Origin of the sequence: Acinetobacter rongchengensis, from assembly GCF_003611475.1 — a bacterium.
Lineage (GTDB): Bacteria > Pseudomonadota > Gammaproteobacteria > Pseudomonadales > Moraxellaceae > Acinetobacter > Acinetobacter rongchengensis.
In genome coordinates this window covers 1-12060 of sequence record NZ_RAXT01000068.1, presented here as the reverse complement: position 1 = coordinate 12060, position 12060 = coordinate 1, and the positions used below count along the sequence as shown (strand labels likewise).

General features: G+C 38.8%; 10 protein-coding genes. 2 read left to right on the top strand and 8 right to left on the bottom strand.

The window, feature by feature from the left end:
- The first annotated feature begins 79 nt into the window (after positions 1–79).
- Positions 80–1375 carry an OprD family outer membrane porin gene (locus tag D7V20_RS17200; RefSeq protein WP_120385228.1) on the top strand — a complete coding sequence of 432 codons (1296 nt, stop codon included), beginning with the start codon at positions 80–82 and terminating at the stop codon, positions 1373–1375.
- Positions 1376–1470: 95 nt separating this feature from the next.
- On the opposite strand, the gene ppa is transcribed toward D7V20_RS17200, so the two are convergent.
- Positions 1471–2007: an inorganic diphosphatase gene (ppa, locus tag D7V20_RS17195; protein ID WP_120385227.1), complete on the bottom strand. Its 537-nt coding sequence runs from the start codon at positions 2005–2007 to the stop codon at positions 1471–1473.
- Between the two features lie 123 nt (positions 2008–2130).
- Positions 2131–2529 carry an MAPEG family protein gene (locus tag D7V20_RS17190; protein ID WP_120385226.1) on the bottom strand — a complete coding sequence of 133 codons (399 nt, stop codon included), beginning with the start codon at positions 2527–2529 and terminating at the stop codon, positions 2131–2133.
- Positions 2530–2632: 103 nt separating this feature from the next.
- Here D7V20_RS17190 and D7V20_RS17185 point away from each other — a divergent pair, with 103 nt between their 5' ends.
- Complete coding sequence (locus D7V20_RS17185; protein WP_235831666.1) at positions 2633–3028, top strand: hypothetical protein; 396 nt, start codon at positions 2633–2635, stop codon at positions 3026–3028.
- A gap of 64 nt (positions 3029–3092) precedes the next feature.
- Here D7V20_RS17185 and D7V20_RS17180 read toward each other — a convergent pair whose 3' ends face one another.
- The 6 genes from D7V20_RS17180 to mtlD all read right to left on the bottom strand — a co-directional run.
- A complete protein-coding gene (locus D7V20_RS17180) occupies positions 3093–4766 on the bottom strand; it encodes a long-chain-fatty-acid--CoA ligase (RefSeq protein ID WP_120385224.1) in 1674 nt (557 codons plus the stop codon).
- Between the two features lie 147 nt (positions 4767–4913).
- Positions 4914–7133 (bottom strand): DNA topoisomerase IV subunit A, encoded by a 2220-nt coding sequence (gene parC, locus D7V20_RS17175; protein WP_120385223.1) that lies wholly within the window; start codon positions 7131–7133, stop codon positions 4914–4916.
- 241 nt (positions 7134–7374) lie between these two features.
- Positions 7375–8694 carry a niacin transporter NiaP gene (gene niaP, locus D7V20_RS17170; protein WP_120385229.1) on the bottom strand — a complete coding sequence of 440 codons (1320 nt, stop codon included), beginning with the start codon at positions 8692–8694 and terminating at the stop codon, positions 7375–7377.
- 142 nt (positions 8695–8836) lie between these two features.
- Positions 8837–9481, bottom strand: coding sequence for a trimeric intracellular cation channel family protein (locus D7V20_RS17165; protein WP_120385222.1), 645 nt, complete (start codon positions 9479–9481; stop codon positions 8837–8839).
- A 61-nt stretch (positions 9482–9542) separates the two neighbouring features.
- A complete protein-coding gene (locus tag D7V20_RS17160) occupies positions 9543–10010 on the bottom strand; it encodes a YchJ family protein (protein WP_120385221.1) in 468 nt (155 codons plus the stop codon).
- 220 nt (positions 10011–10230) lie between these two features.
- Positions 10231–12060 (bottom strand): bifunctional mannitol-1-phosphate dehydrogenase/phosphatase (gene mtlD / locus D7V20_RS17155; RefSeq protein WP_120385220.1); only part of this gene is annotated, 1830 nt, incomplete at its 5' end.

The window sequence follows — 12060 nt, the reverse complement described above, 5'->3', positions numbered from 1 at the left end:
GATTAAATATACAATTCATCCATTATCTGCACTAAATTCAGTCAGTGATTACCATATTCTCTCGCTTACGAGGAAACACATGCTTAAAGCTACAAAACTTACTTTAGCGGTATTAATTAATGCTGCCATTATTGCCCCAGCATTTGCTAGCGAACAAAGTGAAGCAAAAGGATTTTTAGAAGACTCAACAGGATCTATTTTATTCCGTACTGGTTATATCAGCCGTGATTATAAAAATGTTGCACCAGATACAGACAAAAGTTCATTTGCTCAAACAGCAATCGTAACGCTTGATTCTGGTTTTACCAAAGGTATCGTAGGTTTCGGTGTGGGCGCTGTTGGTGACGGTTCATTTAAAATTGGTGACAATAACCACTCAGGCAACAACATGATTCCACGTGACAATGAGGGTAACCCTTATGATCATTGGGCGCGTGGTGGTGCAAACGTTAAAGCTCGTTTCTCTAACACAACAGTACGTTACGGAACACAAGTTTTAGATTTGCCTGTACTTGCAAGTAATACAGCTCGTTTAGTTCCTGAATATTTCACAGGTACTTTAGTGACTAGCCATGAAATTCAAAACTTGGAATTAGTTGCTGGTAAATTTACTAAAAACCAATATTCAGACCAAATTGCGACTGACCAAAACAAACTCGATGATGCGGTTGTTTGGGGTGCAAAATATAAATTTGATGATCAGTTAAGCACTTCATATTATGGTTTAGACTCTAAAAATGCATTAGAACGTCATTATGTGAATGCAAACTATAAATATCCACTTGCGAATCAAAATTCACTTACTTTTGATTTCAGTGGCTATCATACTGAATGGGATAAAGATGCTTCTACTTATTCATCAACCAAAGGTGATACAAACGTAGAAGATCGTAGCAACAACATCTGGGCATTGTCTGGTACTTATAACCAAGGTCCTCATACTGTGATGTTGGCTTACCAACAAAACACGGGCAATACTGGTTATGATTACGGCGCAAATGCAGACGGTGGTCAGTCAATCTACCTGCCTAACTCATACTTGTCTGACTTCATTGGTAACCATGAAAAATCAGCTCAAGTTCAATATAACTTAGACTTCGGTGGTTATGGTGTTCCAGGTTTAAATTGGACGACTGCTTATGTTTATGGTTGGGATATCAAAGCTGTGAGCAATGGTGTTGTAACTGATAACAATGCCAAAGAAAGCGAATTCTTTAACCAAGTAAAATATACAGTTCAATCTGGTTTTGCTAAAGATGTCAGCTTCCGTGCACGTTATTCACACTTACGCGCAGACCAAACGTATAACAACGTTTATATGCCAGACACCAATGAATGGCGTTTATTCTTAGATATTCCTGTGAAATTATTTTAATCACCTGAATTTCTAGTGATAAAAAACCTGCACTTTGGTGCAGGTTTTTTTATTGGCTTAAATATTTCAATATTCAAGCCAGCATTCAGTACGAATTATTTATTTGCAGCGTTGTAAGCTTCAATTGAGCTCAGTACTTCTTGTTTTGCAACTTCAGAACCTTCCCAACCGCTTAATTTAACCCATTTACCAGCTTCAAGATCTTTATAGTGAGCAAAGAAGTGTTCAACTTGCTTGATCAATAATTCTGGAAGATCTGTATATTCCTGAACATTTTTATAAAGCGGGGTTAATTTTTCATGCGGAACAGCGATCAATTTCGCATCTACACCACCGTCATCTTCCATGTTCAATTTACCCACTGGACGGCAACGAATTACAGAACCTGGCTCAACTGGATAAGGTGTTACAACCAATACGTCTAATGGGTCACCATCTAAAGATAAAGTATTTGGTACATAACCATAGTTTGCTGGGTAGAACATTGCTGTACCCATAAAACGGTCTACAAATAATGCATCAGAATCTTTATCAATTTCATATTTAATCGGTGCTGCATTTGCAGGAATTTCGATAATTACGTAGATGTCATTTGGTGCATCTTTACCAGCAGGGATATTACTATAGCTCATAGAATACTCTTTCAAGTGAGGTCTTATTTAAAATCTTGTTGATTATAACGCTAAATTGCGTGAACAGTTGCCGATTATACATTTTGCTTCATGAAAATGAACCTAGCATGAATCAGAAAAGATTTAGATCATCCGAATAATCAACAACAATAAAAGAATCGGACAGGCCATCGACAAAAACCAAATAATCGAACGCAATGTCGAAATATTAGCAAGATAACAAATTGCGTAAATAATGCGCAGTACGATATATGCAATCCCTAACATCATGATCAGATGCTGCGAAACCACCATATATTCAGCCATGAGAATTGCGGCGATAAACAATGGTAAGCTTTCAAAACTATTTTGTTGCACAGCATTGGCACGTGCGGCCAAACCCGTGGTTTTGGCTAAAAATTCACGTGGATTCTGATTATCTGCAATCGTAAAACCGCCAGCAACTTTTGCAATGATGGTAAAAACATAAGGAAGTATGCAGGCAATTAGAATTAAATATATGATGCCATCTATCCCAGCCATGATCTGTTCTCATGAAGTATTAATGCGGGTTATCATAGCATGGCATTCAGCGAATAATTTTTGTTAAATAAAGAGTTTTGCAAAATTCTGCAAAGAGGACCTTATCGTGCAGCAAGATCAGAAAGCGTTGTTTGAAACTTTGGAAAAGCAGCGCCAACAGCAAGGTGAAATTGATCGTATATTGAAAATCGCCCTACCGATTATTGCTTTTTTGCTCTGCGTGATTTGTGCAAACTTTAATTGGCAATCTACCCTAGGTACATTCACCATTCTCACCGTCGCTTTTCTCGCTGTGGGAGTCAAACGCATGAATTTATATCTATGGTTAGCTATTATTGCTGTGTATTGTCTGATTGATATTTATTTTAGCTATGGCAAGATTTTACCCTCTGCCTTAGGTCGACAAATGGGGACCATGCTGACTTTTACAGGCATTGTCGGTTTAAGCCGTCCCTATATTGACGGTTGGTTTATCCGTTCTAAAAATAACCATCTCTAAAAAATTTTCATGAAACAACAAAAAAGCGCCAAATTTGGCGCTTTTTTTGTATTCAATTTGGCAATTATTTACGTAAATCTTTACGTAAAATTTTACCTACGTTTGATTTAGGTAATTCATCCATAAACTCAACATAACGTGGGCGTTTATAACCTGTTAAGTTTTCTTTAGCAAACTCAAGAACTTCTTCAGTGGTTAAAGATGGATCTTTTTTCACAACAAATAATTTAGGCACTTCACCAGATTTTTCATCAGGTACACCAATTGCTGCAACTTCAAGTACTTTTGGATGGGTCGCAATGACTTCTTCAATTTCAGAAGGATATACGTTAAATCCTGATACTAAAATCATGTCTTTCTTACGATCCACGATTTTGAAGTAACCACGAGTATCCATGATACCAATGTCACCTGTACGGAAATAACCATCTGCTGTCATCACTTTCGCAGTTTCATCAGGACGGTTCCAGTAACCTTTCATCACCTGAGGACCACGAATCGAGATTTCACCTTGCTCACCTTGTGGCAAATGATTTCCATCGTCATCCAAAATAGCAACATCAGTTAATGGTAATGGAACACCAATGGTACCACTGAACTCAGTTGTAGCTGGTGGATTTGCTGTTGCAACAGGAGAAGTTTCAGATAAACCATAACCTTCGATAATGATGGTACCTGTTAATTTTTTCCAAGCATCAGCAGTCGATGGTAATACAGCCATCCCACCGCCCATCGCCATTTTAAGATTGCTAAAATCAAGCTGTCTAAATTCTTCGTTGTGTACCAATGCATTGAATAATGTATTTACAGCAGGGAAGAATCCAGGCTGATATTTACGTAATTCTTTAATCACTGCTGGTAAGTCACGTGGGTTAGGAATCAGAACGTTTGCCTGACCTTTGTACATACCGTAAAGTGCACAAACCATGAAAGCAAATATATGGTAAAGCGGCAATGCGCAGAAGATACGATCATCTTTCGAACCATCACCTTGACCAAATTTACTTTGGAAAATACCGTCACATTGCAATAAGTTTGCAACTAAGTTGCGATGTGTAAGCTCAGCGCCCTTAGATACACCTGTAGTACCACCTGTGTATTGCAATACAGCAGTATCACTCAAGGTCATGCTTGGGCGTTTATAATTACTTGGATTTACTTTAGATAATGCAGCATTGAACTTGATATGCCCAGGAATATTCCATGCTGGGATTTGTTTACGAACATTACGTAAAACAAAGTTAACCAATGTTCCTTTTAATGTACCAAGCATATCACCCACAGAAGCAACAACCACATGCTTCACTGGCGTTTTGCCCAAAATGGCTTGATAAACAGTTGCAAAATTTTCAACGATAACCAGTGCTTCTGCACCAGAGTCATTCAATTGATGCTCTAACTCACGAGCGGTATAAAGTGGGTTAACATTCACCAATACCAACCCTGCGCGGAATACCGCTAAAGCAACAATAGGATATTGGAGAACGTTTGGCATCATCACTGCAACTCGAGAGCCTTTTGCTAAACCAAGGCTTTGAAGATATGCAGCAAATTTTCGGCTTGCAAGTTCAAGTTCACTGAAAGACATTACTTTATCCATAAAGATAAAAGCATCACGTGAACCAAATTTCTGGAAATTACGCTCAAAAATGTCAATCAGTGAGGTATTTTCCGGCGGCAATTCTACTGTCTCTGGAATCCCAGTTTTTTGGTATTCAGCAAACCAAATCTTTTCCATAATCCCACATTCTCCAATCAGTAATCCTTGGTTTTAAACTGTTTTTCAATACTGAGCATCATTTTTTAGTTTATTTCTGCTCAATATTACATCCATATTCACGAATATCTCTCATATATAACGTATTTCAATCATTGGATGCTAGCTTTATCTTTGAACCAACAGTCTATTTGCTTTTTGATACCCACGTGGTAATAGTTGCCCTTTTGAGGCACGTTTACCTACGTATTTTTGCAGGTCTTCCCCTTTAAGTTTTAATTGCTGATTCCCTGCAAGCACTTGAATTATTTCACTTAAAACCACAGTTGTCATGGATAGTATTTGTTCATTGCCTTCAAGTTGTATCAACTTGTTTCCTTTACCTTTATTGAGAACAGGTAATTCGCTCAAATCGATTAAAAGTAGACGGCCTGCCGAACTGAGTATAGCTAAATGAGTATTATTTTCAATCATTAACAATGGCATAGCTTTGGCATCGTCCGCAACAGTGAGGAAGGTTTTACCTGCTTTCGCATTTGTATCTAACTGTTTCGCAGCTGATCTAAATCCATAACCTTTGGAACTTATTGCAACAATTTCGTGATCATTCTCTCCAATAATCACCTGTAAGAATCCAATGCCATTGGCTGGAGAAAGTTTTGAACTCAACGGTTCTCCTAATCCTCGGGCTGAAGGTAAGCTGTTAATGGCTAAGGCGTAGCTACGTCCACTTTCATCTAAGATATAAACTTTCTGATTAGACTTACCTTGCGCATGACTTAGGTATTGATCTCCTGCTCGGAAATTTAAATTCTCAGCATCAACATCATGACCCTTCGCTGCACGAATCCAGCCTGCTTCAGAAAGTACAACGGTCACCGCTTCAGCAGGCATTAAATCTTGTTCGCTAATCGCTTGAGCTTCAGAGCGTTGTACAATAGGTGAACGTCGGTCATCACCAAACTTTTTGGCATCTTCTTTTAATTCGTCAATAATTAAAGATTTCAATGACTCTGGATTTGCTAATTGTTCACGAATTACAGCAGCTCTTGCTTCTAATTCTTCTTGTTCACGACGCATTTCCATTTCTTCAAGTTTTGCCAAATGGCGTAACTTGAGTTCCAAAATGGCTTCAGCTTGAATTTCATCGATATTAAAACGTGTCATTAACACAGGTTTAGGTTGATCTTCCTCACGAATGATTTTGATCACTTCATCGATGTTTAAAAATGCGATGATTAAACCTTGTAAAATGTGTAAACGCTTTTCAATTTTATTCAAATGATATTGCAGACGTCGAGTCACAGTATTTTTACGGATTTCAATCCATTCTAATAAAATACGGCGAATCGATTTAACTTGTGGGCGGCCATCTGCACCAATCATGTTCATATTGACACGATAGCTTGATTCTAAATCCGTGGTTGCAAATAAATGACTCATCACTGCTTCGGCATCAATACGGTTTGAACGTAATACGATCACTAAGCGAGTTGGATTTTTATGATCTGATTCATCTCGTAAATCACTGACCAATGGCAATTTTTTTGCCTGCATTTGATCTGCAATTTGAGTGATCACTTTCGAACCTGAAACCTGATAAGGCAGTTCGGTAATTACAATTTCGTTTTTCTCAATCTTATAAATCGCACGAGTACGATAGCTACCACGCCCTGCGATTTGAATTTTTAACAATTCTTCAGGTGGCGTAATAATTTCGGCTCTGGTTGGTAAATCTGGTGCAGGAATGTATTCTGCAACTTTTTCATCGCTTAAGTTTGGATTGCGGATTAAAGCAATCGTTCCTTTAATCACTTCACGCAGATTGTGTGGCGGAATATCCGTTGCCATACCAACCGCAATACCTGTGGTACCATTTAATAGGATATTCGGCACACGTGCAGGTAAATTTACAGGTTCTTTCAATGAACCATCAAAGTTATCTTGCCAGTCACACGTACCTTGGCCTAATTCGGAAAGTAATAAATCACTATACGCTGAAAGCTTGGCTTCGGTATAACGCATGGCTGCGAATGATTTAGGATCGTCAGGTGAACCCCAGTTACCTTGCCCCTCAATAAATGGGTAACGGTAACTAAATGGCTGTGCCATCAACACCATCGCTTCATAACATGCTAAATCACCATGAGGATGGTACTTACCCAATACATCACCGACGGTACGTGCAGATTTTTTGGGCTTACCACTTGGTTTTAAACCCAGCTCACTCATTGCATATACAATACGGCGCTGTACCGGTTTTAAACCATCACTGATATGTGGCAATGCACGATCCATGATCACGTACATGGCATAGTTTAGGTAAGCTTGTTCGGTAAATTCTGCTACGGAACGGTTTTCTGTCGCATGATGCGCAAGGCTTGTCATAACAACCTTTTATCCTAAATAAATTCGTTCTAAATAAATGTTTATGTATCTAAGTTCTTATGCTAAGTCGCAGTGTCTCACTACACAAGTGTAACTCTGTTCTTCAACGACAATTTACGTCTTTAGATGCTTCTAATGACGTAAAATTATCCACTTTTTTGAGAATGAGCAACTTATTCTTTTTTAATTTTAAAAGTCGTTAACATTAATCAAGACTATAACTACTTTTCTTGATGAAGCGCTACAACCCGATCTCTTCCAAAGTCTTGCCTCTCGTTTCCTCGCCCAAAACTAAAATCACCGCGGCGACAGCAAAAAGTACTGCCGTAAACATCATAAATACAGCACTAAAGCCATTCGATGCCACCATCATATGTGTCACAACCAAAGGCGCAACAATACCGCCTATACGCCCAATAGCAGATGCCCAACCTGAACCGAAAGCACGGATATTGGTTGGGTATTGTTCAGGTGTATAGGTATATAAAACGCCCCACGCCCCTAAATTAAAGAACGACATCAAACACCCCCACAGCATAATCATATTGACCGAGGTTGCTTGACCAAAGAAATAAGCTGAAAATGCACACATGCCAATAAAGCCAGCCAATGTTGCTTTACGCCCCAGTTTTTCCACCAACCAAGCGGCAACAACATAACCTGGAAGCTGTGCCAAAATCATCCCCAGCACATATTCAAAAGACTGCACAATACTATAGCCCTGTTTAACCAAAAGGCTCGGCAACCATGTAAAAATGCCGTAGTAAGAGAATACGATTCCAAACCAAATCAGCCATAACATCAGCGTACGTTTTGCAAATGGATTTGACCAAAGCTGCGAAAAAGAAACACTTTGCTTTGTCGCAACTGGCTTGACTTCAATCGTTTCTATAACGTCTACACCACATTGGCGTTCTAACTTTTGTACCAAAGCATGCGCTTCTTGAATACGCCCACGGTTGATCAAATAAGGAATTGATTCAGGGACTTTCTTTAAAATGATAAATACATAAATTGCGGGTAAACCGCCAATGAGAAAGGCAATATGCCAACCATAATCAGGAATCACAAAATAAGAAATTAAGGCAGCAACCAGCCAACCTAGCCCCCAAAAACTTTCTAAAAGGACAATAAAGCGACCACGTACTTGCGCAGGAATATATTCACTGACCAATGTCACAGCGACAGGCAGTTGCCCACCCAATCCTAAGCCAACAATAAAACGAAACACCAATAACCATGTTAAATTTGGTGCAAAAGCACATAAAGCAGTCGCAATGCTATAAGTGACTAGAGTTATTGCAAAAACAGTTCGCCGACCAATTTTATCTGCGAGCCCACCGGAGCATACTGCACCAATTGCCATTCCCACAAAACCGATCGAAACAACCCAACCTTTTTCGGTCGGTGACATCTGCCATTCTTCAGCCATTTTGGTCAGAATAAACGAGATAAGCCCCGTATCCATCGCATCAAACATCCACCCTAAACCAATCACCCAAAGCAAGCTATAGTGAAATCTACCAATAGGTAAACGTTGTACTCGCGAAACTAAATCCATAACGATTTCTCTGTATACAATGGAAAGTGGGAATGCTGCTTTCACAACAGGATGTCTAATTTTATTATTCATTGTGATGATCTTGACATCAAGATCATCAATTCAATGCGCGTTTAAAAAGCAAGTATTTTATTATTCTAAATCAAGCCTCATCTTTGGATGATGCAGAGTGCTCATCATCATCTTTATAAATAAATTTAGGCATTTCTAAACCAAAATAAATGGCAATACAGCGTAATGCAAACCCAAAAATTAAGGTTGAAATTACGGTGATTTCTAGAGATAGACCAACATCGATACAGAACCAATAGAAAATTACCGCAACAAAAGAGATTGAAGCATAGAGCTCACGGCGGAAAACCAAAGGTACATCATTACATAAAATATCACGTAAGATCCCACCTGATACCCCAGTCAAAACTCCTGCAACGGCTGAAACGACAAAACCATGCCCCATTTGTAAGGCAATTTGGCAACCAATAATCGTAAAACCAATCAAACCTAAAGCATCGAGCAGTAGGAAAATAGAATGCAGGTGCTTCATCCATTTAGCAATCAAGATGGTGACAAATGCAGCACAACATGTCAGTACCAAGTATTCAGGATGTTTAACCCAAGTCAGTGGATAATGACCTAATAAAACATCGCGGACCGAGCCACCCCCCAAGGCAGTGACACAAGCGATCAAAACCACCCCAAACCAGTCCATACTGCGTCTTCCTGCGGATAACGCACCTGTCATGGCTTCTGCGGTAATGGCGATAATATAAATTATAGTGAGTAACATTTCCCTTCATCCACTGATGGGTAAAAGATGTGCGCTATTTTAAGGCATCTTTTGAAAAAAACTACAAGTATCGTGCACAACATTGTTTAAATTTCTTGGCAGAACCACAAATACAAAGCTGCTTCATGGTGATCTGTTGGTCTGTTGTAGGATCTAAAAAGTACCAAGCTTGATTGTACTGAACAAAGTATGAAACCTCATGGTGGATTTGGGTTTGTTTTGCATCATTGTAATGCGCTTTAAATTCAACTTGAGCGTGATTTTTATCAATTTTTTCATTGGCCTGAATCACTTCAAGTTTTAACCATTGATTGGCTTTACTCCAATCTGCAATCGCTTTCACATCTAAAGCATGTTGCTGACCGATCGCAGTGGTTTTCACAATATAGTCAATTTCATGTTTGGCGAAAGCACTGTAACGAGAGCGCATCAATTGTTCAGCTGTTTGGGCTTTATCTATGCCTAAATGTAATGGCTGACAACATGCTGAATACTGCGCTGAACCACAAGGGCAAGTTTGATCTGACATCCGAAATCCATATACCCATATTTAATCAACATTAGCTTAGCAAAATCAAAAATATGCTTCAGCTATATTCAGCATTTTTCTTTGCTCTATCTAGATTATTTCAGCGATGATACATTCCGACCTATCTTGTATCATCGCAACTATTTCACTCACTTATTATAAATGGGTTAGCTGTCATCTTTTGATGCACATTTTGATCCTCTTTTGTTCTAAGCCTGACCTAATTTAAATGTAAATCATTCAGCAGTATAAAATCGGCAATACTGATTTTTCCCGAATCAATCAGTTCAACAGATTCGTGAATGATGTCCATTAAATATTTCTGATCACTGTCTTGGATCGCTAAAAGCCCAATTTGTTGTTTTAAATGCTGTTGTATTTCTGAACTAGATTTTTGATCATTTTGGATTGCATAAACATAGCCCAAAACAGCGCCTTTGAGTAAAGCTTCAAATGCGAAATGATGTTCAATATTATAACTCAGTGATGCAAATACTCGTTCTTGCGCTTGTAGTTTCCGTAAAGGATCTCGAGCCACACGTTCACATGGATCTTTATAAGCAAACTGGCAGGAATCTAAAAAACTTTGTGCCAAACGATTGAGTTCTGAACGACGAGTGGGCATTTGCTCAGACAATCCTATTTTGACTTCATCAACCAATTTTTCAACAAATGCTCGTACTTGTGTATCGCCCATGGCAATACCAATCGTTGAATGACCAAGTAAACTTGCGTACCAAGCCATCATCGCATGCACACCATTCCAAAGCCGATTTTTGATGGTCTGAATATCTTTAATTTGGTCGACAAGCACCATTTGACGCATCTTTTGCAACAGTGGGCTATTATTCTCGACATAAATGGGCATATCCGTTTCAGCATTAAATAAGATCAAATCCATATTTTGCAAAATATGACCCGACTGAAAATTTTGACGCATATCTTCTATATAAACATTCGCTTGCTGTTGTTGCGCCAAATTTAATTTAGTTGCATCTTCTATATCGACCTGATTACTATCACCATCCACCTGATATTGCTTAAAAATATTATATTTAATCTTCAGCTGACGATATAAGTTTTGATCTGTAAGTTTTGACACCATGCGGTTCACAACCGTATCACAAAAATAATTTTGTTCGAGAATAATATCTGCAACCGTAGAGTTTGTGATCGTCATTAAAGCTTCACGTACAGCTTTAAGCCATAACTGTTTTGCACCAACTTTATTTAAAATAATCAGCACGGTTAATGGGCTTATGACTTGCATACCTTGAGCAACATAACGTGCATATAAGCCTTGAGCGATTGCAGTAGCTTCTGTTTTGATTGCATTTTCAGGCAAACAGCTCGCAACTAAAACAGACTCAGTATACATTTCCTGGATATGTTGAATATTTTCAGCATCAATAATATTCATATTTTCAATGCGTTCGTCATAAGACAATTGTCCATAACGAATACAGTAACTTCCAAATGCATTGACTGCTGAACGAAATAAAGTATTTCGTGTAGAAGCATAAATTCTTTTAGGGCGAGTATAGCCGTCCCAATGTGAAAGAATTTGCCCCAAATAACCGCCACCAATCGCACCAAAACCATGGATCCCCACACTTAGTTGGTTTAGGGTTTGTGGAAATGCTTCTGGTACTTTCGGCATGTCTAAATGCGCGGTATATGTATCCAGTACCTCTAAATAATCATACATACTCTCATAATAATAATCAGCATGTGACAACATGGCGTCATTGGGTGCTTTGATATCTTTAAATAGTACACAAATCCCTCCTGCATCATGCGCGGAACGAATACCATTTTCAGAGTCTTCAAACATCAGGCAATCTTGCGGTGCTAAATTTATTTTTTCTGCAGCGCGAAGAAAAATTTCAGGATGGGGTTTTCCCTGCTCAACCTCATCACCACAAACCAAAACATCAAAGAACTTATAAACGTTCGCATTAATGAGATATTCTTCGGCAATTGCACGGCGACTAGATGTCGCAACAGCCATACGTAACCCTGACTTACGCAGTCGTTCTAAAACTTGTAA

Bases quoted from the DNA above. Each gene is read 5' to 3' on its own strand.
- D7V20_RS17200 (WP_120385228.1), top strand. From the start codon at position 80: ATGCTTAAAGCTACAAAACTTACTTTAGCGGTATTAATTAATGCTGCC.
- ppa (WP_120385227.1), bottom strand. From the start codon at position 2,007: ATGAGCTATAGTAATATCCCTGCTGGTAAAGATGCACCAAATGACATC.
- D7V20_RS17190 (WP_120385226.1), bottom strand. From the start codon at position 2,529: ATGGCTGGGATAGATGGCATCATATATTTAATTCTAATTGCCTGCATA.
- D7V20_RS17180 (WP_120385224.1), bottom strand. From the start codon at position 4,766: ATGGAAAAGATTTGGTTTGCTGAATACCAAAAAACTGGGATTCCAGAG.
- parC (WP_120385223.1), bottom strand. From the start codon at position 7,133: ATGACAAGCCTTGCGCATCATGCGACAGAAAACCGTTCCGTAGCAGAA.
- niaP (WP_120385229.1), bottom strand. From the start codon at position 8,694: ATGGATTTAGTTTCGCGAGTACAACGTTTACCTATTGGTAGATTTCAC.
- D7V20_RS17165 (WP_120385222.1), bottom strand. From the start codon at position 9,481: ATGTTACTCACTATAATTTATATTATCGCCATTACCGCAGAAGCCATG.
- D7V20_RS17160 (WP_120385221.1), bottom strand. From the start codon at position 10,010: ATGTCAGATCAAACTTGCCCTTGTGGTTCAGCGCAGTATTCAGCATGT.